Annotated in this window: 22 protein-coding genes; 10 read left to right on the top strand and 12 right to left on the bottom strand. The window is 60.9% G+C overall.

Annotation, left to right across the window (positions count from 1 at the left end):
• Positions 1-42: 42 nt before the first annotated feature.
• From AC1MDC_RS16415 to mreB, 6 genes are all read right to left on the bottom strand, one after another.
• Positions 43-3,846, bottom strand: a complete 3,804-nt coding sequence (locus AC1MDC_RS16415) for a YhdP family protein (RefSeq protein ID WP_480393345.1) — start codon at positions 3,844-3,846, stop codon at positions 43-45.
• A 75-nt stretch (positions 3,847-3,921) separates the two neighbouring features.
• On the bottom strand, positions 3,922-5,379 hold the full coding sequence (gene rng / locus AC1MDC_RS16410; RefSeq protein WP_007953605.1) for a ribonuclease G: 1,458 nt from the start codon (positions 5,377-5,379) through the stop codon (positions 3,922-3,924).
• Positions 5,380-5,436: 57 nt separating this feature from the next.
• Entirely contained in the window at positions 5,437-6,033 is a 597-nt protein-coding gene (locus AC1MDC_RS16405; protein WP_085698448.1) for a Maf family protein, read from the bottom strand.
• 199 nt (positions 6,034-6,232) lie between these two features.
• Positions 6,233-6,724 (bottom strand): rod shape-determining protein MreD, encoded by a 492-nt coding sequence (gene mreD / locus AC1MDC_RS16400; RefSeq protein ID WP_064593386.1) that lies wholly within the window; start codon positions 6,722-6,724, stop codon positions 6,233-6,235.
• Positions 6,724-7,851 (bottom strand): rod shape-determining protein MreC, encoded by a 1,128-nt coding sequence (gene mreC / locus AC1MDC_RS16395; protein WP_480393408.1) that lies wholly within the window; start codon positions 7,849-7,851, stop codon positions 6,724-6,726. Before mreC ends, mreD begins: the two co-directional genes overlap by 1 nt.
• Before the next feature lie 140 nt (positions 7,852-7,991).
• Positions 7,992-9,029 (bottom strand): rod shape-determining protein MreB, encoded by a 1,038-nt coding sequence (gene mreB, locus AC1MDC_RS16390; RefSeq protein WP_002555108.1) that lies wholly within the window; start codon positions 9,027-9,029, stop codon positions 7,992-7,994.
• 211 nt (positions 9,030-9,240) lie between these two features.
• On the opposite strand from mreB, the gene gatC reads away from it, so the two are divergent.
• From gatC to AC1MDC_RS16360, 6 genes are all read left to right on the top strand, one after another.
• On the top strand, positions 9,241-9,528 hold the full coding sequence (gene gatC, locus AC1MDC_RS16385; protein ID WP_085698446.1) for an Asp-tRNA(Asn)/Glu-tRNA(Gln) amidotransferase subunit GatC: 288 nt from the start codon (positions 9,241-9,243) through the stop codon (positions 9,526-9,528).
• A 16-nt stretch (positions 9,529-9,544) separates the two neighbouring features.
• Positions 9,545-10,996 carry an Asp-tRNA(Asn)/Glu-tRNA(Gln) amidotransferase subunit GatA gene (gatA, locus tag AC1MDC_RS16380; protein ID WP_085698445.1) on the top strand — a complete coding sequence of 484 codons (1,452 nt, stop codon included), beginning with the start codon at positions 9,545-9,547 and terminating at the stop codon, positions 10,994-10,996.
• A gap of 10 nt (positions 10,997-11,006) precedes the next feature.
• Complete coding sequence (gene gatB / locus AC1MDC_RS16375; RefSeq protein WP_085698444.1) at positions 11,007-12,452, top strand: Asp-tRNA(Asn)/Glu-tRNA(Gln) amidotransferase subunit GatB; 1,446 nt, start codon at positions 11,007-11,009, stop codon at positions 12,450-12,452.
• A 164-nt stretch (positions 12,453-12,616) separates the two neighbouring features.
• Positions 12,617-12,991, top strand: a complete 375-nt coding sequence (locus AC1MDC_RS16370; protein WP_039769262.1) for a septal ring lytic transglycosylase RlpA family protein — start codon at positions 12,617-12,619, stop codon at positions 12,989-12,991.
• Positions 12,992-13,037: 46 nt separating this feature from the next.
• Complete coding sequence (locus AC1MDC_RS16365; protein WP_085698566.1) at positions 13,038-14,099, top strand: calcium/sodium antiporter; 1,062 nt, start codon at positions 13,038-13,040, stop codon at positions 14,097-14,099.
• A complete protein-coding gene (locus tag AC1MDC_RS16360; RefSeq protein WP_085698443.1) occupies positions 14,096-14,473 on the top strand; it encodes a carboxymuconolactone decarboxylase family protein in 378 nt (125 codons plus the stop codon). Before AC1MDC_RS16365 ends, AC1MDC_RS16360 begins: the two co-directional genes overlap by 4 nt.
• A 50-nt stretch (positions 14,474-14,523) precedes the next feature.
• Here AC1MDC_RS16360 and AC1MDC_RS16355 read toward each other — a convergent pair whose 3' ends face one another.
• The 5 genes from AC1MDC_RS16355 to kdgD form a co-directional block, all read right to left on the bottom strand.
• The gene (locus AC1MDC_RS16355) at positions 14,524-15,465 is read right to left on the bottom strand and encodes an AEC family transporter (RefSeq protein WP_085702465.1); all 942 of its coding nucleotides are present in this window, start codon (positions 15,463-15,465) and stop codon (positions 14,524-14,526) included.
• A 184-nt stretch (positions 15,466-15,649) separates the two neighbouring features.
• Positions 15,650-17,203, bottom strand: a complete 1,554-nt coding sequence (garD, locus tag AC1MDC_RS16350) for a galactarate dehydratase (protein WP_480393344.1) — start codon at positions 17,201-17,203, stop codon at positions 15,650-15,652.
• 11 nt (positions 17,204-17,214) lie between these two features.
• Entirely contained in the window at positions 17,215-18,579 is a 1,365-nt protein-coding gene (locus AC1MDC_RS16345; RefSeq protein WP_085698440.1) for an MFS transporter, read from the bottom strand.
• 159 nt (positions 18,580-18,738) lie between these two features.
• The gene (locus AC1MDC_RS16340) at positions 18,739-20,178 is read right to left on the bottom strand and encodes an aldehyde dehydrogenase family protein (RefSeq protein WP_085698439.1); all 1,440 of its coding nucleotides are present in this window, start codon (positions 20,176-20,178) and stop codon (positions 18,739-18,741) included.
• A 61-nt stretch (positions 20,179-20,239) separates the two neighbouring features.
• Complete coding sequence (gene kdgD, locus AC1MDC_RS16335) at positions 20,240-21,151, bottom strand: 5-dehydro-4-deoxyglucarate dehydratase (RefSeq protein ID WP_085698438.1); 912 nt, start codon at positions 21,149-21,151, stop codon at positions 20,240-20,242.
• A gap of 234 nt (positions 21,152-21,385) precedes the next feature.
• On the opposite strand from kdgD, the gene AC1MDC_RS16330 reads away from it, so the two are divergent.
• The 4 genes from AC1MDC_RS16330 to AC1MDC_RS16315 all read left to right on the top strand — a co-directional run bounded on the left by AC1MDC_RS16330 (position 21,386) and on the right by AC1MDC_RS16315 (position 23,868).
• Positions 21,386-22,684 carry a phospholipase gene (locus AC1MDC_RS16330; protein ID WP_480393343.1) on the top strand — a complete coding sequence of 433 codons (1,299 nt, stop codon included), beginning with the start codon at positions 21,386-21,388 and terminating at the stop codon, positions 22,682-22,684.
• Positions 22,685-22,695: 11 nt separating this feature from the next.
• The gene (locus AC1MDC_RS16325; protein ID WP_227234450.1) at positions 22,696-22,887 is read left to right on the top strand and encodes a hypothetical protein; all 192 of its coding nucleotides are present in this window, start codon (positions 22,696-22,698) and stop codon (positions 22,885-22,887) included.
• 102 nt (positions 22,888-22,989) lie between these two features.
• The gene (locus AC1MDC_RS16320) at positions 22,990-23,364 is read left to right on the top strand and encodes a hypothetical protein (protein WP_085698435.1); all 375 of its coding nucleotides are present in this window, start codon (positions 22,990-22,992) and stop codon (positions 23,362-23,364) included.
• A gap of 132 nt (positions 23,365-23,496) precedes the next feature.
• A complete protein-coding gene (locus AC1MDC_RS16315) occupies positions 23,497-23,868 on the top strand; it encodes a hypothetical protein (protein ID WP_085698434.1) in 372 nt (123 codons plus the stop codon).
• A gap of 22 nt (positions 23,869-23,890) precedes the next feature.
• Here the strand turns inward: AC1MDC_RS16315 and AC1MDC_RS16310 are convergent, their stop codons facing one another.
• A complete protein-coding gene (locus tag AC1MDC_RS16310) occupies positions 23,891-24,637 on the bottom strand; it encodes a FadR/GntR family transcriptional regulator (RefSeq protein ID WP_176247715.1) in 747 nt (248 codons plus the stop codon).
• Between the last annotated feature and the right edge of the window lie 41 nt (positions 24,638-24,678).

Below are 24,678 nucleotides of genomic sequence, written 5' to 3'. Positions count from 1 at the left end.
GATATGCGGCCATGCTACTCCATCGGTTCAGAGGGTGGCTGTTCAAAAAGGCTTGTCGAAGGTGATTTTCGGCTCTTTCCAAGGCCCTTTGACGGTGTATTTGACGCTGGCGAAGCGCGCCACGCGATCGCCGATCAGCTTGTCGATCAGGAACAAGGCACCGCCGACTGCCGGCGCGCCGACAATCAGCGCGGCAATCGGCAGGTTGTTGGTCACCGGCAAAGTCACCAGCAATTTGGCATCCACTTTGTCGCCCACCAGATCCAGCGTGCCATCCAGTTCCAGGTTGCTCGAAGGGCCGGTCAACTTGATCGGCTCTTTCGTGACATAGACCCCGTTGGTCGCCTCCAACAATCCCTTCACCCGGTCATAGCTCAAGCCTTTGCCGAACAGATCGGAGAAGTCGAGACGCAAACGCCGGCCAATGGAGTTGAAGTTGAGCAGACCGAATACGCGCAATGCCTGAGCCCCGCCCTCCACTTCGACAAACTGGCCTTTGTTCAACGACGCATCGAGGGTGCCGGAGAAACGTTTGGTCGCCAACCACGCCGGCGAGCCCGGCCATCGGCCATCGACATCCATGTGGAATTCTTCGCTGGTCACGCTCGGCGCAAAACCCCAGCCCTTGAGCACATCGGCGAGGTTCTTGCCGCCGATCCGGCCCTTGTACCAACTGGTCGTGGCACCGGGTGCACCTTCCCAGCCACCGCTGCCCTGCAAGAGAATGCCCTTGAGACCCAGATCAAGGTTGTTCAGGGCGATGCCCTTGGCGGTCGGCCGAACCTTGAGCGACCAGCCACCGACCAGGTCCTGGCCCAGGAACAATTGATTGATGGTGATATCCAGCGCCGGAATCTTGCTCGGATCGACCGAAGCCAGTGGATCGGGCGCGTTTTCGTCGGCCTGCACCGTCGGGTCCGGCGCCGGCAACCGCACGTATTGCAGGTTCACCGCAATCGGCGCGCCCTTGGCGTCGGGAATGCCGGCCGTGCCTTTGGCCTGTTGACTGTCGAGGGCCAGAGCCCAGGCGCCAGGCTTGCGATTCACTTGCACTGCCGCCTGATCCAGCGTGGTGCCGAAGGCCGTGAGTTTGCCGATCTTGAAGTCCGCGCTGCTGAGCAACTGCTTGGCATTGCCGCCTGGATCCTGACCAGCGTACTTGTCCAGCAGATCCTGCCAGGGTTTGACGTCCAGCTCGGACAACACGCCGCGTATCCGCAAACCTTTGTTACCCGGCAACACCGCTTCGCCGGCGCCGAGGAACAATTCGCCACGGCCATCGGCAAAATTGTCCGGTGGCGCAGCGAAGGTGAAGTTGGCCAGTTGATCGTAATTGACCCAGTAACGCCGCTCCTGTCCCTGCAACGTCATGCGGAACACCGTGTCACGCCCGACATCGGCGGCCATGCCGAACGGTGCCGGCAAATCCACCGCCACACCCTTCATGCTGGAACTGACCATCAATTGGCTGTCGGCACCGTCCAGATTCACCTGCAGCTGATATGGAAGGGTCCCGGACACCGGCAACGGCTGAGTCACGCCCAGCCAGTCGGTGAGTTTCTTGACCTCGACCTGCCCTGACGCTGCCACCCGGGTCTTGAGTTTGCCGGGTCCGCCGTCGGCGAAAATTTGCGCGGTGACCGGTTTGTCGAAGGCCCGGGCACTGATGTTCTGCCCGCTCAGGCCCTTGGCGCTGTCGAAGCGGAAATCACCCTTGAGCTGGCTCAGTTCGAGCTTCGGCTCCGCCAGTTTCAATTGCGCATTGGCAGTTTTGAAATCGACGAGGATTTTCGGCTGATCGCCCTTGGCCAACGGCACATCGAGCTTGAGCGTACCTTGCAGATCGCCCTCGCCTTCCCAGCCGGCGAAGGTGTCGGCGGTGCCGATCGGCGCTTCCTGAAGAATCTTCAAGCCATCGCCCAGCCCGCCGGCAAAGGTGCCGTCGAGGAACATATGGCTGTGCTCGCCGCTCGGCACATGGGGAATATTGACGAAGACATCGCTGACCTGAGTGTCGAGCAACTGGCCCTTGCTGGCGAGAATACGCACGCCGCTGTCTTCGATGAACACGTCACCGTCGACCTTGCTCACATGCGGCCAGCCCGGCTGGAACGCCAGTTCGGCGTCATGCACCTTGAAGAACAGACTGATGCTGCGATCAGCTTCCCCGGCGTTCTTGTTCAGCGAGCCCTGATACTGGAAGAACCCTTGATCCACTGCGCCCTTGAGAATCGCCGTACGCAGCCATTCGTCGAGTGCCGGGCTCAGGACTTGCGGCAGGTACTTGGCGGTATAACGACCGTCGCCGTCCACCAGACCGACCCGCAGGTCCATGTAGTCTTCCTGACTGTGATCGAAATGCAGGCGGATCAGGAAGTCGCCAGCGATCTTGCCCTCCTCGCCGAGCACCTTCAGGTAGGGGGCGATCAGGGTGAAACCTTCTTTATCGAGCTTCCAGGTCAATCGGGCGTTGGCCTGAATGTATTGCCACGGCTTGGCAAAAATCGGATCGAGGTGCAGGACGAAATCCTTGCTGTCCATGCGCAGCTCGCCGCCGCCGAGGTTGCCGCTGAGACTGCCGCTGACGTTCCGGGCCGCCGGGGCGCCGTGATAGGCGTCGAAACCGACCTGATCAAGGTTGGCAGCGAAGCTGAATTTGCTGTCGTCGGTGGCGTTCGGCCGGAAATCCAGCAGCACGTTGCGCAGACCGCCGGTCACTTTCAGGCGCTCGACCACGGTGGCGAAGCCTTCGGGCAACGGGCCGAGGGCATTGAGCAAGGGCGTGATCGGCGTCAGGTCGAGCCGGTCGGCCTGCAAATGCCAGAGCTCTTCAGTCTTGTCGGTGGCAGCGGTCTGTTTGATCTGGACATGCGATTCCCAACGGGTTTCGCCGAAATTCATCGCCAGCGAATCAAGCGTGACAGTGGCTCCCTCCGGACCGCGCTGGAAGTAGCCGTCGAGCGCCAGATTGTTGATCTGGATCGGCTTGCGTTCGGCATAGGCGCCGGTCAGTTGCGGCGCGTTGAGACGGATCGCAGCACTCTGCAACGCCCCTTCGCGCCAGTTGACCCACAGCTCCCCGCCGGCCTTGATCTCGGAGAAATTCCATTGTCGGGTCAGGCGCTCGGGCAGCCATTTCGACCAGTCGCTCTGCGGCAGGCTGACATAACCTTCCACTTCGCTGTTCTGCCAGTTGTTCGCACGAATCCGCGTGCGCAGGCTCAGCGCCACGGGCTGGCCGTCCGGCAGGGTCAACCGCGCATCGAGGCGCTGGCGGCTAGTGCCAGTTTTTAGATTGAGGCCGACATACGTGAAGGTCAGCGGTGCCTGTTCCCGCGGCTGCAAGGTCACCTGGCTGTCGAGCACCGACAGTTGCTGAATCATTTGCATGCGGTTGAACAGTTGCTCGGGATCCATGGGCTGATCCTGCTGCACCGGCAGGCCTTCCAGCGCCCACTTTCCGTCTTCGCCTTCCTTGAGGCTGATCTTCAGGCCATTGAGTTCAAGGTGGGCGATTCGCACTTCGCGAGCCAGCAGACTGGCCCACAGATCCGGCACCGCACGCACCCGATCCAGGCGCAAGGCGTTGGCGCCGCTGCCGACCATCACGTCATGAGCCAGCAGGATCGGCGCAAATCCGCTCCAGTTGCCTTCCAGCTCGCCGATCTGCAGTGGCATGCCCAGGGCAGCACTGGCCTTGTCTTCGATATCCGCGCGGTATTCGGCCACCAGCGGCGTGAGTTCCCGGCCGAGACTGACGTACAACGCCATCAATACCAGAACCAACGCGCACAGGCCCAGACCCCAGCGGGTCAGTGCGGCCAAAATGCGTGTCAGACGTTCCATGTCAGTTGGCTCCCATGGCAAAAATACTGCAAAAAGCTGAGGCCAGCCGTTTCAGGAAAAGGGTGACGCAGGGATTCAGAGCAGCACCACGTCATATTGTTCCTGGGAATACATGGTTTCCACCTGAAAGCGTATGGTGCGCCCGATGAAACCTTCAAGCTCGGCCACGTTACCGGACTCTTCATCGAGCAGGCGATCCACCACCTTCTGGTTCGCCAGCACCCGATAACCCTCGGCCTGATAGGCCCGGGCTTCACGCAGGATCTCGCGGAAAATCTCGTAGCAAATGGTTTCCGGGGTTTTCAGCTTGCCCCGGCCCTGACAGCTGCTGCACGGTTCGCACAGCACTTGCTCGAGACTTTCGCGGGTGCGCTTGCGCGTCATCTGCACCAAACCCAACTCGGTGATACCGATGATGTTGGTCTTGGCGTGATCGCGCTCCAGCTGTTTCTCCAGAGTACGCAGCACCTGACGCTGATGCTCTTCATCTTCCATGTCGATGAAGTCGATGATGATGATCCCGCCCAGGTTGCGCAGGCGCATCTGCCGGGCGATCGCGGTCGCGGCTTCGAGGTTGGTCTTGAAGATGGTCTCTTCGAGGTTGCGATGACCGACAAACGCCCCGGTGTTCACATCGATGGTGGTCATGGCTTCCGCCGGGTCGATCACCAGATAGCCACCGGACTTCAGCGGCACCTTGCGCTCCAGGGCTTTCTGGATTTCATCCTCGACGCCATAAAGATCGAAGATCGGCCGTTCACCCGGGTAGTGCTCCAGACGATCGGCGATTTCCGGCATCAGCTCGGCAACGAACTGCGTGGTCTTCTGGAAGGTTTCCCGGGAGTCGATGCGGATCTTCTCGATCTTCGGGCTGACCAGATCGCGCAGGGTGCGCAGCGCCAGGCCGAGGTCTTCGTAGATGACGCTCGGTGCGCCGATGGTCTTGATCTGTTCGTTGATCTGATCCCAGAGGCGGCGCAGGTAGCGGATGTCCATCAGGATCTCATCGGCCCCGGCACCTTCGGCGGCGGTGCGCAGAATGAAGCCGCCGGCCTCCTTGATGCCTTCTTTGGCCACGCAATCGCTGACCACCTGTTTGAGACGTTCGCGCTCGGCTTCGTCTTCAATTTTCAGGGAAATGCCGACGTGGGCGGTACGCGGCATGTACACAAGATAGCGCGACGGAATCGACAGTTGCGTAGTCAGCCGCGCGCCTTTGGAACCGATCGGATCCTTGGTGACTTGAACCACCAGGCTCTGGCCTTCGTGCACAAGGGCGCTGATGCTTTCCACCGCCGGGCCTTCGCGCAGGGAAATTTCCGAGGCGTGAATGAAAGCTGCGCGATCCAGACCGATGTCGACGAATGCCGCCTGCATGCCCGGCAGGACGCGCACCACCTTGCCTTTATAGATGTTGCCGACGATCCCGCGTTTTTGCGTACGCTCGACGTGCACTTCTTGCAGCACACCGTTTTCGACCACCGCCACGCGCGATTCCATCGGCGTGATGTTGATCAGAATCTCTTCACTCATGGCAGGGTCTCGTTCAGGCATGTTCACGATTATGGCCGCATCTTTTCCGTTCGACGCTCATTGCGCGTTCAGGGTTTGCCAACAGGGTATGCCGAAATGGCCGAGCAGTTCTGCGCTTTCGCACACCGGCAAGCCGACGACCGCCGAGTAACTGCCATTAAGGCCGGCAACGAACACCGCGCCGAGCCCCTGAATGCCGTAGCCACCCGCCTTGTCCCGAGGCTCACCGCTGGCCCAGTAGGCGGCGGCTTCTTCGCGGCTGATCGACCGGAACCGCACCAGACTGCGCACCACACGCGACTCGCAGCGCTCGCCGTCAAGTACGGCAATCGCCGTCAGCACTTCGTGCTCCTTTCCGGACAGCATCATCAGCATGGCGCATGCATCGGCTTCGTCCACCGGTTTGCCAAGAATTTTGCCGTCCAGCACCACGGCGGTGTCGGCGCCCAGTACGCAAAACGCCACATCGGAAACGACCGTGCGCCGCCCGGCTTCGGCCTTGCCGCGCGCCAGGCGCTCGACGTAGGCCGATGGGGATTCATGGGCTAGAGGGGTTTCATCGATATCCGCGCTGATGGCGGTAAACGGGATGCCGATCTGCGTGAGCAATTCACGCCGACGCGGCGATCCTGAGGCGAGGTAAAGCGGCTTCATCAAGACATCTCCCTGTTTGGTGCCCGGCCTCACAAATGCTGTTCCCTTTGGTCGGCGTCTGGTGTTGCCTACTGCGTTGCCGCTCCTCGCCATAGCACGCTATGACTCGTCACGGCGCCTTGTCTGGCAACAACAGCCACTCGCCCAAAAAGCTCTTCATTTGCGAGGCAAGCACTGGTACGGGCAAATGCCTGAGCGATCAGTTGATTTTGTAGCGCCGGCGCAATCCACGCAGAGCGAAGCTGACCCATGGCCAGAGCAAGGCACTGACCAGTGCCGGCAGGACCAGCGCGAGGGTCGGCTGACGGTTGCCGGTCAAGGCACTGAGCCAAAGCTGTACCAGCTGGGCAAGGCCGAAGATCACCAGAATCACCAGGCTTTGCTGCCACATCGGGAACATTCGCAGACGTTGCTGCAATGAAAGCACCAGGAATGTGATCAGGGTCAGGATCAAGGCATTCTGACCGAGCAGGTCGCCCTGCAGCACGTCCTCGGCCAGTCCCAGGCAGAAAGCCGTGACCATGCCGACGGTGTGCGGCAGATACAAAGCCCAGAAAGTCAGGAGCAAGGCCAGCCACAGCGGGCGCAGGATTTCCATGAAAATGGGCAGTGGCGACACACTGAGCAGTATGCCGACAATAAACGTCAGCCAGACAATCCAGCCGTTCCGCGATGCGGTAGCCCCGACCATTATTCTTGCCTCCCGGTGGTAGCCGGCGCAGTGACTGGCGGTTTGGCCGCTGGTCGAGCCGCCGGTTGACTTGCCGGTGGTTTGCTGGCCGCTGGTGTGGCTGCAGGCGGTTTGCTTGCAGCGGGTTTGACCGGCGTGGTGCTGGCGGCAGGCGCAGCCGGTGTCGCCGTGGCAGGGGTTGCTGTTGCGGCTGCGGCAGGCGGTGTGACGATTTTCGGCACTGTGGCTGGAATCACCGGACCGCCACCGAAGGCATCAAGGTTTTCCTGCGCCTGCGCGGCATCATTGGCACGTTCTTCGGCGGTGCGGTTGTCACTGAATACCAGCAGCAGGTAACGGCTGCGGTTCAGTGCGGCGGTCGGCACAGCGCGAACAATGGCGAAAGGCTGGCCGGAGTCGTGGATGACTTCCTTGACCGTTGCCACCGGATAACCGGCCGGAAAACGCTGACCCAGGCCGGAGCTGACCAACAGATCCCCTTCCTTGATATCGGCAGTATCGGCAACATGGCGCAACTCAAGGCGCTCCGGGTTGCCCGTCCCACTGGCGATCGCCCGCAGACCATTACGGTTCACCTGCACGGGAATGCTGTGAGTCGAGTCGGTCAGCAACAATACGCGGGAGGTGTATGGCATCAGCTCGACCACCTGCCCCATCAGACCGCGAGCATCGAGCACCGGCTGACCGAGCACCACGCCATCACGCTCACCTTTATTGATGATGATGCGATGGGTGAAAGGGTTGGGGTCCATGCCGATCAGCTCGGCCACTTCGACCTTCTCGTTGACCAGCGCGGAGGAATTGAGCAACTCGCGCAGACGGACGTTCTGCTCGGTGAGGGCGGCAAGCTTCTGCATGCGCCCCTGCAACAGCAGGTTCTCCGACTTGAGTTTTTCGTTTTCGGCCACGAGCTCGGTGCGACTGCCAAACTGGCTGGCGATACCTTCCCACAACCGTCCGGGCAGGTCAGTAATCCAGTAGGCGTCCATCAGCACCAGCGAGGCCTGGCTGCGTACGGGTTTAAGCAGGCTGAAACGCGCGTCAACGACCATCAGCGCGACCGATAGCACGGCCAGCACCAACAAGCGCACGCCCAGTGAGGGGCCCTTGGCGAAAAGCGGTTTAATAAGCCGCTCCTCCCAGGCAAATGTTCTGTTTATTCATACGGCATCAAACCGGCCTGGATGAAGACTGACAGAAGATAAACGCCAACAGGCAGCACTGCAAAGTGCTGCCTGCGCGCTCACCCACGTATTGCACCCGGCGATTATTCGCTGGAGAGCAGGTCCATGGTGTGCTTGTCCATCATTTCCAATGCACGGCCACCGCCGCGAGCGACGCAGGTCAGCGGATCTTCGGCAACGATCACCGGCAGACCGGTTTCCTGGGCCAGCAGCTTGTCGAGGTCACGCAGCAGCGCGCCACCACCGGTCAGCACCAGGCCACGCTCGGCGATGTCGGAAGCCAGTTCCGGCGGCGATTGCTCAAGAGCACTTTTCACGGCCTGAACGATGGTTGCCAGGGACTCTTGCAGAGCTTCCAGCACTTCGTTGGAGTTCAGGGTGAATGCGCGTGGAACGCCTTCGGCCAGGTTGCGACCGCGAACGTCGACTTCGCGAACTTCGCCGCCCGGGTAGGCTGTGCCGATTTCCTGCTTGATGCGCTCGGCGGTGGATTCGCCGATCAGGCTGCCGTAGTTGCGGCGCACGTAGGTGATGATCGCTTCGTCGAAGCGGTCGCCGCCAACGCGTACGGATTCGGCATAGACCACACCGTTCAGGGAGATCAGCGCGATTTCGGTAGTACCACCACCGATATCCACGACCATCGAACCGCGAGCTTCTTCAACCGGCAGACCGGCACCGATTGCAGCGGCCATTGGTTCTTCGATCAGGAACACTTCACGGGCACCGGCGCCAAGGGCCGATTCACGGATGGCACGACGCTCAACCTGGGTGGACTTGCATGGAACGCAGATCAGCACACGAGGGCTGGGCTGCAGAAAGCTGTTTTCGTGAACCTTGTTGATAAAGTATTGCAGCATCTTTTCGCAGACGCTGAAGTCGGCGATCACGCCGTCCTTCATCGGACGAATGGCAGCAATGTTGCCCGGCGTACGACCGAGCATGCGCTTGGCCTCGGTGCCGACAGCGACGACACTTTTCTGGTTACCGTGTGTCCGAATGGCCACAACCGATGGCTCATTCAGGACGATGCCGCGCTCGCGCACGTAAATAAGGGTGTTGGCAGTGCCCAGGTCAATGGAAAGATCGCTGGAAAACATGCCACGCAGTTTCTTGAACATGGGAAAGGGACCCTAGGCAACGCGTGGGTAAAAAAGTGCGGCAAACTCTAACAACGACAGGGATTTTGGGCAAGGCGCCAATATGTTAAATTGGCCGCTTTTCTGTGCACCAAGCCCCACAATCGCGGCCTTATGACCGTAGAAGTGCGGTAGTGTTCCGACAATCTAACACACGGACGCCGTCCGTCCTGTTTTCCACTGGAGAAACCCGATGGCGCTAGAACGCTCCGACGTGGAAAAAATCGCTCATCTGGCCAGCCTTGGCCTTAATGACGCCGATCTTCCACATATCACTTCGGCCCTCAACAGCATTCTCGGGCTGGTCGACGAAATGCAGGCGGTCGATACCGACGGTATCGAGCCGCTGGCCCACCCGCTGGAAGCCAGTCAGCGCCTGCGCGCCGACGTCGTGACCGAAAGCAATAACCGCGAGGCTTATCAGTCCATCGCACCAGCGGTCGAAAACGGCCTGTACCTGGTTCCGAAAGTCATCGACTAAAGGGAAAGAGCCTGCAATGCATCAATTGACTCTGGCCGAGATCGCCCGCGGTCTCGCCGATAAAAAGTTTTCTTCCGAAGAGCTGACCAAAGTCCTGCTGGCGCGCATTACCCAGCTCGATCCGCAGCTCAACAGTTTCATCAGCCTCACCGAAGAGCTGGCCCTCGAGCAGGCCAAAGCCGCCGACGTGCGCCGGGCCAATGGTGAGAGCGGCGCGCTGCTCGGTGCGCCGATCGCCCACAAAGACCTGTTCTGCACCCAGGGCATCCGCACCAGTTGCGGCTCAAGGATGCTCGACAACTTCAAGGCCCCGTACGACGCCACCGTGGTGTCGAAGCTGGCCGCCGCCGGCACCGTGACTCTGGGCAAGACCAACATGGACGAATTCGCCATGGGTTCGGCCAACGAGTCGAGCTGGTACGGCGCGGTGAAAAACCCGTGGAACCTGGAACACGTGCCGGGCGGTTCGTCCGGTGGTTCGGCGGCAGCAGTTGCCGCTCGTCTGCTACCGGCTGCCACGGCCACCGACACCGGCGGTTCGATCCGCCAACCGGCCGCGTTCACCAACCTCACCGGCCTGAAGCCGACCTACGGTCGGGTGTCGCGCTGGGGCATGATTGCTTACGCCTCCAGCCTCGATCAGGGCGGCCCATTGGCTCGCACCGCCGAAGACTGCGCGATTTTGTTGCAAGGTATGGCCGGCTTCGATCCGAACGACTCCACCAGCATCGATGAGCCAGTGCCGGACTACACCGCCGGCCTGAACGGTTCGCTGCAAGGGCTGCGCATCGGCGTGCCGAAGGAATACTTCGGCGCCGGTCTCGACCCGCGCATCGCCGACCTGATCCAGAACAGCATCAAAGAGCTGCAGAAGCTCGGTGCCGTGATCAAGGAAATCAGCCTGCCGAACATGCAGCACGCGATTCCTGCGTACTACGTGATCGCCCCGGCAGAAGCGTCCTCCAACCTGTCGCGTTTCGACGGCGTGCGCTTCGGCCACCGCTGCGAAGACCCGAAGAACCTGGAAGACCTGTACAAGCGCTCGCGTGGCGAAGGCTTCGGAGCTGAAGTCCAGCGCCGGATCATGGTCGGTGCCTACGCGCTGTCCGCCGGTTACTACGACGCCTACTACCTGAAAGCGCAGAAGATCCGTCGCCTGGTGAAGAACGACTTCATGAGCGCATTTAACGAAGTCGACATCATCCTCGGCCCGACCACGCCAAACCCGGCCTGGAAACTCGGCGCCAAGAACAGCGACCCGGTCGCTGCCTACCTGGAAGACGTCTACACCATCACCGCTAACCTCGCGGGCCTGCCGGGCCTGTCGATGCCGGCCGGTTTTGTCGATGGTCTGCCGGTCGGCGTGCAACTGCTCGCTCCGTATTTCCAGGAAGGCCGCTTGCTCAACGTTGCGCACCAGTATCAACTGAACACTGACTGGCACACCCGCACCCCAACCGGCTTCTGAGGAGACACACATGCAATGGGAAGTCGTGATCGGGCTGGAGATTCACACCCAGCTCACCACCCGGTCGAAAATCTTTTCCGGTAGTTCCACCACTTTCGGTTCCGAGCCGAACACCCAGGCCAGCCTGATCGACCTGGGCATGCCCGGCACCCTGCCGGTACTGAATCAGGAAGCCGTGCGCATGGCGGTGATGTTCGGTCTGGCGATTGACGCCGAGATCGGCCAGCGCAACGTGTTCGCCCGTAAAAACTACTTCTACCCGGATCTGCCGAAGGGCTACCAGATCAGCCAGATGGAATTGCCGATCGTCGGCAAGGGCCACCTGGACATCGCCCTGGAAGACGGCACGGTCAAACGCGTCGGCATCACCCGCGCGCACCTTGAAGAAGACGCCGGCAAAAGCCTGCACGAAGAATTCAGCGGTGCCACCGGCATCGACCTGAACCGTGCCGGCACGCCGCTGCTGGAAATCGTGTCCGAACCTGACATGCGCAGCGCCAAGGAAGCCGTGGCCTACGTCAAGGCGATCCACGCGCTGGTGCGTTACCTGGGCATCTGCGACGGCAACATGGCCGAAGGCTCGCTGCGTTGCGACTGCAACGTGTCGGTGCGTCCCAAAGGCCAGGTTGAATTCGGCACCCGTTGCGAGATCAAGAACGTCAACTCGTTCCGCTTCATCGAGAAGGCAATCAACTCCGAAATCCAGCGTCAGATCGACCTGATCGAAGACGGCGGCAAAGTGATCCAGCAGACCCGTCTGTACGATCCGAACAAGGACGAGACCCGTCCGATGCGCAGCAAAGAGGAAGCCAACGACTACCGTTACTTCCCCGATCCGGACCTGCTGCCGGTGGTCATTGAGGACTCGTTCCTCAACGACGTGCGCGCCACCCTGCCGGAACTGCCACCGCAGAAACGCGAGCGCTTCCAGACTGCGTTCGGTCTGTCGGCCTACGACGCCAACGTGCTGGCCACCAGCCGTGAGCAGGCGGACTACTTCGAGAAGGTCGCCAGCATCGGCGGCGACGCCAAACTGGCGGCGAACTGGGTGATGGTCGAGTTGGGCAGCCTGCTCAACAAGCAGAACCTGGACATCGAGGATTCGCCGGTTTCGGCCGAGCAACTGGGCGGCATGCTGCAGCGCATCAAGGACAACACCATCTCCGGCAAGATCGCCAAGGTGGTGTTCGAAGCGATGGCCAACGGTGAAGGCAGCGCGGACGAGATCATCGAGAAGCGCGGTCTGAAGCAAGTCACCGACACCGGTGCAATCTCCGCGGTACTGGATGAAATGCTCGCGGCCAACGCCGAGCAGGTCGAGCAATACCGTGCGGCAGACGAAGCCAAGCGCGGCAAGATGTTCGGCTTCTTCGTCGGTCAGGCCATGAAAGCCTCCAAAGGCAAGGCCAACCCGCAGCAAGTGAACGAACTGCTGAAAAGCAAGCTCGAAGGCTGACCACAATGGAGCCAGATCCAAAGCCTGGCTCCATTCCCTGTGGGAGTGGCGGTTCGGCGCTCCGACTTGCCCGCGAAGGCGTCGTGACATTCAACATTGATGCTGAATGTGACGGCTTCTTCGCGAGCAAGCTCGCTCCCACATTGTTATTTGGGAGCTTTTGAATGAAACGTCTGCTCGGCGCCTGCGCCCTGCTCTCTTTGCTAGCCGGTTGCGCCAGCACCGACACCATCGACCCGCACGGTTACGACCAGACCGGCGTCGCCTCCTATTACGGTGCCAAGCACCACGGTAAACGCACCGCCAGCGGCGAAGCGTTCAACCAGAATTCCCTGACCGCCGCCCACCGCCAGTTACCGTTCGGCACACGGGTGAAGGTCACCAACCTGAAAAACGATGAATCCGTCGTGGTCCGCATCAACGACCGCGGCCCGCACACCCGTGGCCGCCTGATCGATGTTTCACGTGCGGCGGCCGAACAGCTCGGTATGCTGCGCAGTGGAACCGCCCGTGTTCGGGTCCAGGCTCTCGACGACTGATGGAGCGCCCACCATTTTCGGATTGACCGACTTACCCCTGATCAGCGTGATCGAATTGCTCAGCGGGCTGTTCCTGCTGATCGCCGGCGCCGAACTGATGGTGCGCGCCGCCGTGCGCCTGGCCGCGCGCCTGCATGTACGACCGTTGATCATCGGCCTGACCATCGTTGCCCTCGGCAGCAGCGCTCCACAAATGGCCGTCAGCCTGCAGGCCGTGCAGGCGCACACGCCGGACATCGCCGTCAGCAGCGTGATCGGCAGCAGTATTTTCAACATTCTTGTCACCCTCGGCCTGTCGGCGCTGATCATTCCGCTGCGGGTGTCGCGGCAACTGGTGCGCCTCGACATCCCGTTGATGATCGGCGCCAGCCTGCTGGTGTTCGTGCTGGCATGGAATGAAGAGCTCGGGCGCCTCGACGGCGTACTGCTGCTTGGCGCCCTGGGGCTTTACCTCGGGTTGTTGCTGCGCCAGTCGCGGCACTCGACCCGACCGCATTCCGATCAACCGCACGATCCGCAGGCGCCGTGGTTTACCAGCCTGCTGATGATCGTCGGCGGTCTGGGCATGCTGGTGTTCGCCGGGCACCTGCTGCTGGGTGCGGCCGTGGTCGTGGCCACCGACCTGGGATTCTCCGAACGGGTGATCGGTCTGACCGTGGTCGCGGTCGGCACCTCGCTGCCGGAGCTCGCCACCTCACTGATCGCCGCGCTGCGCGGCCAGCGGGACATTGCCGTGGGCAACGTGATCGGTGCCAACCTGTTTAATCTGCTTGGGGTGCTGGGCCTCACCGCACTGATCGCGCCGACGCCGCTGTCGGTCTCGCCGAACGCACTGGATTTCGACCTGCCGGTGATGCTCGGCGTCGCGGCGCTGTGCCTGCCGGTGTTCTATTCCGGTTATCGCGTGACTCGGGCTGAAGGCCTGTTGCTGCTTGGTTTGTATCTGGCTTACGGGCTGCACGTGGTGTCGTTCACCACCGGCATGCCACTGGCCGGCAAGCTTGAACGGTTGATGCTGTTTTATGTGCTGCCGACGCTGCTGACGTTTCTGTTTTTTACGTCCGTACGCGCTTGGCGCCGCCAACACCACAAGAGGGATGTGCCATGACCGAATCGAAGAAATCCGGGGTTGAAGTCCGCCGTCAGGTAATGGGCGACGCGTTTGTCGACCGCGCGCTGGGCAACGCCACCGAATTCACTCAACCGTTGCAGGATTTCGTCAACGAACACGCTTGGGGCGGCGTGTGGAATCGCGAAGGCCTGCCGCTGAAAACCCGCAGCCTGATCACTCTTGCCGCACTGACCGCGCTGAAGTGTCCGCAGGAGTTGAAGGGGCATGTGCGTGGTGCGCTGAACAACGGCTGCACGGTCGATGAGATCCGCGAAGCGCTGCTGCATTGCGCGGTGTACGCCGGCGTGCCGGCGGCAATCGATGCGTTCCGCGCGGCGCAGGAAGTGATCGATACCTACCAGAAACCCTGATTGACGGGCCTGTTCGCGAAGAGGCCCGAAAGATCAAGCCCGGTCTCGGGCTAGATCCACCCGCCCCACTGCAAGAAGAAGATCCCGATGTTGGTGGTGATCGCCGCCATCAACGTGGTCAGCACGATGATCGCCGCCGCCAGTTCATGGTTGCCCTGCGCGGCACGGGCCATGACGAAACTGGCCGCGGCGGTCGGGCTGCCGAAGTACAGAAACAGAATCCCCAGCTCCGCCCCGCGAAAGCCCCACAGCCATGCACCCAGCGTGGCGATCACCGGCAGGCCGATCATCTTCACCAGACTCGAACTGAGCGCCATGTTGCCGCTCTTGCGCAGCGCCGCCAGCGACAGCGTACCGCCGATGCAGATCAGGGCCAGCGGCAGCGTGGTCTGCGCCAGATATTGGCCCGAGGTCTCCAGCCACCCCGGCAGACCGATCTTGAAATAAGCGAACGGTGCCGCTGCGATCACGCTGATGATCAGCGGATTGCTGACCACGCTTTTGCAGATGCTCCACGGATCGGACTTGATCACCGGGCTGTACACCGCCAGCACGATCGTCGACAGGGTGTTGTAGAACAGGATCACCAGCGCCGCGAGAATCGCCCCGAGGGAAATTCCGTAGTCGCCGTACATGCTCGCCGCCAGCGCCAGGCCGATCACCCCGTTGTTGCCGCGAAACGCGCCTTGCGTGTAGATGCCACGATCTTCGCGCGGACAGCGAAAAATCGCCCAGCCCCAGGCCACGGCAAAACTGACCAGCGTGGCCAGTGCGAAATAGATCAGCAGCGCCGGTTGCAGCGCGGCGTGCAGGTCGGCATGCAGGATGCCGAGAAACAGCAGCGCCGGCATGGTGACGTTGAACACCAATGACGATGCCGTGTGGATGAAGTTGTCGTTGATCCAGTCGATGCGCTTGAGCAGCACACCGAGAAACAGCATGGCAAACACCGGCGCGGTGATGTTCAAGGTTTCGAGGAAGATAGCCAGCATGCCGGAGAGCCTTGGAGGTGAGCGTCGTCAGGGGGCCAATGATAAGCCACTTTCACCCTGATCGTTCCCACGCTCTGCGTGGTAACGTCTCCTGTGACGCTCCGCGTCACGCTGTTGGGACGCGGAGCGTCCCGGGCTGCATTCCCACGCGGAGCGTGGGAACGATCAACACCCCTCAAGTAGATCAAGTGATAGGCGCCGGATTGAACAACGTAATGTCGTTATGCAGCTTGTGCTTCTCCGCCCACGTCTGCTGCTTGCCGCTCGCCACATCCAGGTAGTAGTGGAACAGCTCCCAGCCCAACTCTTCGATGGACGCGCGTCCGGTAGCAATCCGGCCGGCATCGATGTCGATCAGATCCGGCCAGCGCTGCGCCAGTTCGGTACGGGTCGAAACCTTCACCACCGGCGCCATGGCCAGACCATAAGGCGTACCACGTCCGGTGGTGAACACATGCAGGTTCATCCCCGCCGCCAGTTGCAACGTGCCGCAGACAAAATCACTCGCCGGCGTCGCACAGAAAACCAACCCCTTCTGCTTGAAGCGTTCCCCCGGGCCGAGCACGCCGCTGATCGCACTGCTGCCGGACTTCACGATCGAGCCCAACGACTTCTCGACAATGTTCGACAACCCGCCCTTCTTGTTGCCTGGCGTGGTGTTGGCGCTGCGATCCGCCTCGCCCTTGGCCAGGTATCGGTCGTACCAGTCCATCTCGCGCACCAGTTCCTCGGCAACGGTTTTGCTCTGCGCCCGTGAGGTCAGCAGGTAAATCGCGTCGCGCACTTCGGTGACTTCGGAAAACATCACCGTCGCCCCCGCCCGCAGCAGCAAGTCGGAGGCGTAACCCAGCGCCGGGTTGGCGGTGATCCCGGAAAACGCATCGCTGCCGCCGCATTGCATGCCGAGGATCAGCTCGGACGCCGGCACGGTTTCCCGGCGGCGCTGGTCGAGTTTCTTCAAGCGGGTTTCGGCCAGTTCCATGATCTGTTCGATCATCTCGGTGAAACCGTGACTGGAATCCTGCAAGCGATACAGCCAAGGCTCGCTCAGATCCACCGACGCATCGTCTTCGTGCATGACCTGACCGGCCTGCAGTTTCTCGCAGCCCAGGCTGATCACCAGCGCCTCGCCACCGAGGTTCGGGTTGCGCGCCAGATTGCGCACGGTACGGATCGGGATGTAGGCGTCGGTGGCCGTGATCGCCACGCCGCAACCGTAACTGTGGGTCAGCGCCACCACGTCATCGACATGTGGATACTTCGGCAACAGTTCATCCTTGATGCGTTTGACCGCGTGATCCAGTACCCCGGTGACGCACTGCACGGTGGTGGTGATCCCGAGGATGTTGCGCGTGCCGACGGTGCCGTCGGCATTGCGATACCCCTCGAATGTGAAGCCTTCCAGCGGCGCCTGGGCGGCCGGCACATCGGTGGACAGCGGAAGGCTGTCCAGCGGCGGCGCGGTCGGCATGCGCAATTGATCTTCCTTGACCCAACTGCCACGGGGAATCGGCTGCAACGCGTAGCCAATGATCTGGCCGTAACGAATCACCGTGCCGCCCTCGGGGATGTCCACCAGGCTGACCTTGTGACTCTGCGGCACGAAATCCACCGTCACCAGGCCATCGGCGAAAGCGGTGCCGGCCGGAACGCCCTGGTCATTGACCACGACCACTACGTTGTCCCGCTCGTGCAGGCGGATGTAGCGCGGCGAGTCGGAATGTTCAATCAGCTGCATGACGCCGCTCCTCAGGAATGCGCTTGAGACAATTTACCGGTGATTTCGGAACCGCCACTGGTTGGCGGCTCTTTGAGTACCACACGCTTGATCGGGCCGACGATCACCAGATAGCTGAACACCGCCACCAGCGCGTTGGCGCCGACAAACACCAGCGCCCACTTGAACGAACCGGTGGAGCTGATGATGTAGCCGATGACGATCGGGGTGGTGATCGACGCGATGTTGCCAAAGGTGTTGAACAGGCCACCGCTCAGACCGGCGATCTGTTTCGGCGAGGTGTCGGACACCACCGCCCAGCCCAGCGCGCCGACGCCTTTGCCGAAGAACGCGAGGGCCATGAAGCCGACTACCATCCATTCAACGTCGACATAGTTGCAGGCCACGATGCTGCTCGACACCAGCAGACCGGCAATGATCGGCGCCTTGCGGGCGAAGGTCAGCGAGTGGCCCTTGCGCAGCAGGTAATCGGAAATCACCCCGCCGAGAACACCGCCGATAAAACCGCAGATCGCCGGCAACGAGGCAATGAAACCGGCCTTGAGGATGGTCATGCCGCGCTCTTGCACCAGGTACACCGGGAACCAGGTCAGGAAGAAATAGGTAATGCCGTTGATGCAGTACTGGCCCAGGTAAACGCCAAGCATCATGCGATTGGTCAGCAACTGGCGGATGTAATCCCATTTCGGGCCGTCAGCCTTTTTGCCTTGCTTCTGGTCCATGTCGACCATGCCGCCGTTGTCGGCGATGAACTTCACTTCCGCTTCGTTGGCCATCGGGTGCTGGCGCGGGCTATGGATAATCTTGAGCCAGACCAGCGAGAACACGATGCCGAGCAGGCCCATGACGATGAACACATGCTCCCAGCCGAAGGTGAACACGATCCAGCCCATCAGCGGCGCGAACAACACCGTCGCAAAGTACTGCGCCGAGTTGAAGATTGCCGAAGCGGTGCCGCGTTCCGCGGTCGGGAACCAGGCCGCCACAATGCGCGCGTTGCCGGGGAACGAAGGCGCCTCGGCCAGCCCCACGAGGAAGCGCAACATGAACAGCGCCACAACGGCCGTGGACATGCCGAACTCACCGACGAAGCCTTGCAGCACGGTGAACAGCGACCAGGTGAAGATGCTCAGGGCATAGACTTTTTTCGAGCCGAAGCGATCGAGCAGCCAGCCGCCGGGAATTTGCCCGGCCACGTAGGCCCAACCGAATGCAGAGAAGATGTAGCCGAGGGTGACCGCGTCGATGCCGAGGTCTTTTTGCAGACTGGAGCCGGCGATCGCGATGGTGGCGCGGTCGGCGTAGTTGATCGTGGTCACCAGAAACAGCATGAGCAGGATCAAATAGCGGACGTGAGTCGGCTTGGACGATTGCATGTAGATGTACTCCCACTGATTATTTTTATGCGCGGGTGAATCTTCTTTGGTCTTGCGTTGTGGGAGCGGGGCTTGCCCGCGATGCAGGCGCCCCGGAATGTCTGTCACACCGAGGTGATGCTTTCGCTGGCAAGCCAGCTCCCACAGATAGTGCGTCTATCAGGAACCGATGTAGCTGGTCTTCACGACCGTGTAGAACTCCTGCGCATAGCGGCCTTGCTCACGTGAGCCATAGGATGAACCCTTACGGCCACCGAACGGAACGTGGTAATCGACACCGGCGGTCGGCAGGTTGACCATCACCATCCCGGCCTGGGAATGACGCTTGAAGTGGTTGGCGTACTTCAGCGACGTGGTGGCGATACCCGCCGACAGGCCGAATTCAGTGTCGTTGGCCATGGCCAGTGCCGCCTCGTAATCGGCCACGCGGACGATATTGGCCACCGGACCGAAGATCTCTTCGCGGCTGATGCGCATCGACGCTTCGCTGTCGGCAAACAGAGTCGGCGCGAGGAAGTAGCCCTCGGTGTCGCAAGTCACAAGACCACCGCCGCTGACCACGCGCGCACCTTCGGACTGGCCGATGTCGATGTATTTCAGGTCCTGCTCAAGCTGTGCCTGCGAGACCACCGGGCCGATGTCGGTGCCGGCCTTCAGCGCGTGACCGACCTTGATCGACTTCATGCGCTCGGCCATGGCATCGACGAACTTGTCGTGAATCCCGGCGGTGACGATCAGTCGGCTCGATGCCGTGCAACGCTGGCCGGTGGAGTAGAAAGCGCTCTGCACCGACAGCTCGACCGCTTGCTTGAGGTCGGCGTCGTCGAGAATGATCTGCGGGTTCTTGCCGCCCATCTCCAGCTGAACCTTGGCCTGGCGCGACACGCAGTTGACCGCGATCTGACGGCCCACACCGACAGAGCCGGTGAAGCTGATACCGTCGACCTTCGGGCTGTTGACCAGCGCTTCCCCCACCACGCGACCGCTGCCCATCACCAGGTTGAACACACCGGCCGGGAAGCCTGCGCGGGAGATGATTTCGGCCAGTGCCCAGGCGCAACCCGGCACCAGATCCGCCGGTTTCAACACTACGCAGTTGCCGTAGGCCAGGGCCGGGGCGATTTTCCACGACGGGATGGCAATCGGGAAGTTCCACGGGGTGATCAGGCCGACCACGCCGAGGGCTTCGCGGGTCACTTCAACGTTGACGCCCGGACGCACCGACGGCACGTAGTCGCCGGAAAGACGCAGGCATTCACCCGCGAAGAACTTGAAGATGTTGCCGGCGCGGGTCACTTCACCGATAGCTTCCGGCAGGGTCTTGCCCTCTTCCCGGGCCAGCAGGGTGCCGAGTTCTTCACGACGGGCGAGAATTTCGGTGCCGACTTTGTCCAGCGAGTCATGACGGGCCTGAATCCCCGAAGTCGACCACGCCGGGAACGCGGCGCGCGCGGCGTCGATGGCGGCGTTGACCTGAGCAAGGTCAGCCTTGGCGTAATCGCCGATAGTGTCGCTCAGCTCGGACGGGTTGATGTTGACCGAGTAATCGTTGCCGGCGACCCATTCACCGTTGATGTAGTTGTCATAGCGCTTGGTCACGAATCATTCTCCTGACGCAAAAGGCCGCTGATCGCTCAGCGGCCTTGTTTATAGGGTTGGGTTACTGCGCACCTTGCTTGTCGATCAGCGCGGCGAGCATTTCGTACTCTTCGCGGGTCAGGTCGGTCAGCGGCGCCCGCACCGGGCCTGCGTCATAGCCGGCGATCTTGGCGCCTGCCTTGACGATGCTCACGGCGTAGCCGGCCTTGCGGTTGCGGATGTCCAGGTATGGCAGGAAGAAGTCGTCGATGATCTTGCCGACGGTGGCGTGATCTTCGCGGGCGATGGCGTGGTAGAACTCCATCGCGGTTTTCGGAATGAAGTTGAACACCGCCGAGGAATAAACCGGCACGCCCAGGGCCTTGTAGGCCGCAGCGTAGACTTCGGCGGTCGGCAGACCACCCAGGTAACTGAAGCGATCGCCGAGACGGCGACGGATCGACACCATCAGTTCGATATCGCCCAGACCATCCTTGTAACCGATCAGATTCGGGCAACGTTCGGCCAGACGTTCCAGCAGCGGCGCGGTCAGGCGGCAGACGTTGCGGTTGTACACAACCACGCCGATGTTGACCGATTTGCACACGGCTTCAACGTGGGCGGCAACGCCGTCCTGGCTGGCTTCGGTCAGGTAGTGCGGCAGCAGCAACAGACCTTTGGCGCCCAGACGCTCGGCTTCCTGAGCGTATTCGATGGCCTGGCGGGTCGAGCCGCCGACACCGGCGAGGATCGGCACGCTGCTGGCGCAGGTGTCGACGGCAGTCTTGATGATTTCCGAGTATTCGCTGGCAGCGAGGGAGAAAAATTCACCGGTGCCACCGGCGGCGAACAGGGCTGAAGCACCGTACGGGGCCAGCCATTCCAGGCGTTTGATGTAGCCAGCGCGGTTGAAATCGCCCTGAGCATTGAAATCGGTCACCGGGAACGACAGCAGGCCGGCGGAGAGGATGGACTTCAGTTCTTGTGGATTCATTATTCGAACACCCTGGTAGCAACGTTTTTTGTGAGTGGACCGTTCAGCCTTCGCCGAAGTTGTAGGTCATCGTACAACTTAAAAGATAACCGTCAACTGCATTTCATCGCTGGCAGGCATTTTTGTCGGACAGGATTTCTTTTTGACGTAGGAAATTTCTCGTCTAGAGTGGATTTGACTGTATATGCATACAGTTAAATAAAAACTCACCGATGACATATCAAGGAGAAAGAAATGTCCGGTCTACAAACAAAATGCCTGGAAAAACCCACGCCGGTCATCGCCCGGTTCGATGATCTTTTCACCTGCGACGGCATCGCTTTCAGTACCGAAAATCCGCATCTGTTGCTGCATATCGCCGACTCGCACAGCGATGTCGAACCTGCGACCGCCCTGCCCGCTCAAGCCTTGAAAGGCAAACCGCAGTTACGCTTCGAGGGCGCGGAACACAAAGCTATCGGCGATAACACACGGCTGCGTTTCGGTGAAAATGCCGAGCCGCTTCTTGCGCAAAACGTGCCCTTGCATCTGCCAAATGGATCGGCACTGACCTACGGCCAGGTGCTGGCGCTGGGAGGAGATTTCTACGGCGTCGTCGAGCGTCCGATCAATGAAGGCGCGACACCGGCGGATCGCTTGCAACGCTTCACGGCAGCCTTCGACACCCTCGCCGCGCTGCCGGCTTCAAAGGCCGAAGCGGTACAGATTCTCGCGATCATGCAAAAAGAGATCGACGCGGTTAACCAGGCGATCAAGGACGGCAAGCAACCCCATGAGGCCTATGACGCCTTGGGAGATACGTTGTCGGAAGAGTGGAACAAGATCACCGGTGGCGGCAGCTTTGTCTCGGCCCTCTTCCCGCTCGGGCGCTATCTGAAACTGGCAGCGAACAACGCCGACCACTTCGGCGAATGGGCACGTCAGGCCTACATCGCCGGGCATACCGCCGCCCTGCAAGTCGCCGCTGCCGCCCACGCCAGTCGGGACGAACTGCAACTGGAACGGGCCTACGCGATGAACGCGTTCGCCGATCACTACCTCACCGACCTGTTCTCCGCCGGGCATCTGCGGGTGCCGCGCAAGGCCATGGCCGCAGCAGTGACGCCGAGCGACCTGGGTTCGCTCATCACTCGCTTCATGCACGATGAAGACAGCAAGTTCGGCCTCAAGGTACGCAACGGACATGGCGAACAATGGCGTGCGTTTGGTGACAAGCGCTACTTCGACGCCACCGATGCCGACAACCGAAAGCAGGTGAATCAGGCAGTGCAGGATTCGGCGGACGAGGTGTATGCCGCGTACTCAAGCGGCAGCGTGCCGACCACCTTCAACGCGCTGCAACGGTTGCCGGATCTGACAGCCGTGCTGGATCCGGCCAACAACTTCTCGCCACTGTTCCGCCTTCAGGGCAACAAAGTCCTGCGGCGCAAGGACGTCAACAACCTCAACGACACCGCCACCGTCGACGACTGGTGGGGCTGGAGCACTTACCTGCTGCTCAAGGACTACCAACCAACCGGCAACACGAATTAAGGAGTGATTCGATGACGATCAAATTGAAAGTGGAACTGGCCTCGGGCCAATCGTTGAAAGGTGCGCCGCTGCAATTGCTGCGTGACGGCATGGCCATCGCCCGCACGTCGGTGGATGCTCAGGGCCTGGCGACGTTCGACGTCAGGCCCGGCCCGGGCAAGCTGGCGGTCAGGGTCGATCGTTCGATTCTGCCCCAGAGCTGAAATGCCCGGACAAGATTGCCCCGGCGCGCCTCACCGATTCGCCGGGTAAAGTGCGACGACTGCCGCGAAGGATCGCGGCAGATCTTTCAAGGAGAACGAAGCATGACGTTTGCCGCTGCACACCTTCCGCAATTCCCCGACCACGCCAGCGATTCGATCATCCTGCGGCTGTCGACTCTGGATGACGATTTGATCGTCCGTGTGCCCGACGGGCAGAACACACCGCCGAACTGGGATGTGTACCCGATTCTCGGCGCTGATCCTGAAGAGCCTGAATGGCTGGGCCTGTCGGAACCGACCGGCGTCTGGGATGAAGCACTCGATGACATGGTCGGCCTGACCGGGATCGAACTGAGCATCCCGAAGTTCGAGCTGGAAAAGTACCTGAACAGTACCGTTGAGCTGCGCTACAAGTTTGCTGATGAGGCCAGTCTGGAGCCGTGTTCGGAGCCGTTGAGACTATATATCGAGGCCTGATCACGCGCGGGGGATCAATTGCGACCGCTTGTCGCCACTGTTATTTCTGACAGTGGCACACCGGCACACAAAGAAGCTCAACTGGCGGGGTACAAAAAGATTGCACTCACCCCGACCCAAGGAGAGTTTCTCATGCAGACACTACAATTATCCCCATTAAATCTACTTGCCCCAGCGGAAGCACCTCAGGCGCCAAATGGAGTGCTGGACACCAAAAAACTGGATGGCGTTTTTCTACTCGATTTCTTTTATGAGGGGAAAGCAGCAAACCAACAGATCGACATAACAATTGCAGTCAAGCCCGACCGCTTTAGCCCCCCTATACCATGGGGCACTAGATTTACGACCTCGGCAGCCGGAAAGGAACAGGTCTCTCTGGATTCAAGAAGCCTTTTCAACTATCAATTCAAAAATGGGTCCGCAGAAATCAGCTACATCGCAACGATAGACGGAACCACGCAACCATCAAAGGTATTACCGCTATCTATAGTCGACACCGTATGACGTTTTCCCGCACTTCCAGAGTTCAGCCCTGCGCCTGCGCTTCTTCGTGCGCCTGACGCAGCCGTTCGCGGCTGTTGGTCAGGTGCAGGCGCATGGCCGCGCGTGCCGCATCGGAATCCTGACGGGCGATGGCGTCGTAGATTTCCTCGTGCTCGCGGCTCAGGCGATTCATGTAGTGCTGCTGATCGTCATGGGCCAGGCGCGCCGAGTTCAACCGAGTGCGCGGAATGATGCTGGTGCCCAGGTGGGTCATGATGTCGGTGAAGTAGCGGTTGCCGGTGGACAGCGCGATTTGCAGGTGGAATTGAAAGTCCGAGGCCACCGCATCGCTGGCATGGGCCACGCTTTCGTTCAGCGCATCGAGAGCGGCGCGCATTGCGGCCAGTTGTTCGGTGCTGCGACGCTGCGCGGCGAGGCCGGCGGATTCGACTTCCAGGCTGATGCGCAATTCGAGAATCGCCAGCACATCACGCAGAGTGACCACGGTAGCCGGGTCGATCCGGAAACCGCTGGGGCTCGGGGTGTCGAGCACGAAAGTACCGATGCCATGACGGGTTTCCACCTGACCTGCGGCCTGTAGCCGGGAGATCGCCTCGCGCACTACAGTGCGGCTGACACCATGGGCTTCCATGATCGCCGACTCGGTGGGCAACTTGTCGCCACGCTTGAGCAGACCGTCGCGGATTTGCTCGGTCAGCACCGTCACCAGTTCTTGAGCCAGGCTGCGGCGCTTGCGAGGGAGGCGCGGGGTGTCGATCAGGTTTTCCATGGTCTGCATCTTGTCTCGAAATTTCGGCTTGTGGGCATCAT

This window comes from Pseudomonas sp. 1, assembly GCF_056626735.1.
Note: the sequence above shows the minus strand (reverse complement) of the source record. Positions and strands in the feature narration are given on the sequence as shown.

Bases quoted from the DNA above. Each gene is read 5' to 3' on its own strand.
- AC1MDC_RS16370 (WP_039769262.1), top strand. From the start codon at position 12,617: ATGAAACGTCTGCTCGGCGCCTGCGCCCTGCTCTCTTTGCTAGCCGGT.
- rng (WP_007953605.1), bottom strand. From the start codon at position 5,379: ATGAGTGAAGAGATTCTGATCAACATCACGCCGATGGAATCGCGCGTG.
- AC1MDC_RS16405 (WP_085698448.1), bottom strand. From the start codon at position 6,033: ATGAAGCCGCTTTACCTCGCCTCAGGATCGCCGCGTCGGCGTGAATTG.
- gatA (WP_085698445.1), top strand. From the start codon at position 9,545: ATGCATCAATTGACTCTGGCCGAGATCGCCCGCGGTCTCGCCGATAAA.
- AC1MDC_RS16345 (WP_085698440.1), bottom strand. From the start codon at position 18,579: ATGCAATCGTCCAAGCCGACTCACGTCCGCTATTTGATCCTGCTCATG.
- AC1MDC_RS16355 (WP_085702465.1), bottom strand. From the start codon at position 15,465: ATGCTGGCTATCTTCCTCGAAACCTTGAACATCACCGCGCCGGTGTTT.
- mreD (WP_064593386.1), bottom strand. From the start codon at position 6,724: ATGGTCGGGGCTACCGCATCGCGGAACGGCTGGATTGTCTGGCTGACG.
- mreB (WP_002555108.1), bottom strand. From the start codon at position 9,029: ATGTTCAAGAAACTGCGTGGCATGTTTTCCAGCGATCTTTCCATTGAC.
- gatB (WP_085698444.1), top strand. From the start codon at position 11,007: ATGCAATGGGAAGTCGTGATCGGGCTGGAGATTCACACCCAGCTCACC.
- AC1MDC_RS16310 (WP_176247715.1), bottom strand. From the start codon at position 24,637: ATGGAAAACCTGATCGACACCCCGCGCCTCCCTCGCAAGCGCCGCAGC.
- kdgD (WP_085698438.1), bottom strand. From the start codon at position 21,151: ATGAATCCACAAGAACTGAAGTCCATCCTCTCCGCCGGCCTGCTGTCG.
- AC1MDC_RS16320 (WP_085698435.1), top strand. From the start codon at position 22,990: ATGACGTTTGCCGCTGCACACCTTCCGCAATTCCCCGACCACGCCAGC.
- AC1MDC_RS16315 (WP_085698434.1), top strand. From the start codon at position 23,497: ATGCAGACACTACAATTATCCCCATTAAATCTACTTGCCCCAGCGGAA.
- AC1MDC_RS16415 (WP_480393345.1), bottom strand. From the start codon at position 3,846: ATGGAACGTCTGACACGCATTTTGGCCGCACTGACCCGCTGGGGTCTG.
- AC1MDC_RS16360 (WP_085698443.1), top strand. From the start codon at position 14,096: ATGACCGAATCGAAGAAATCCGGGGTTGAAGTCCGCCGTCAGGTAATG.
- gatC (WP_085698446.1), top strand. From the start codon at position 9,241: ATGGCGCTAGAACGCTCCGACGTGGAAAAAATCGCTCATCTGGCCAGC.
- AC1MDC_RS16325 (WP_227234450.1), top strand. From the start codon at position 22,696: ATGACGATCAAATTGAAAGTGGAACTGGCCTCGGGCCAATCGTTGAAA.
- AC1MDC_RS16330 (WP_480393343.1), top strand. From the start codon at position 21,386: ATGTCCGGTCTACAAACAAAATGCCTGGAAAAACCCACGCCGGTCATC.
- garD (WP_480393344.1), bottom strand. From the start codon at position 17,203: ATGCAGCTGATTGAACATTCCGACTCGCCGCGCTACATCCGCCTGCAC.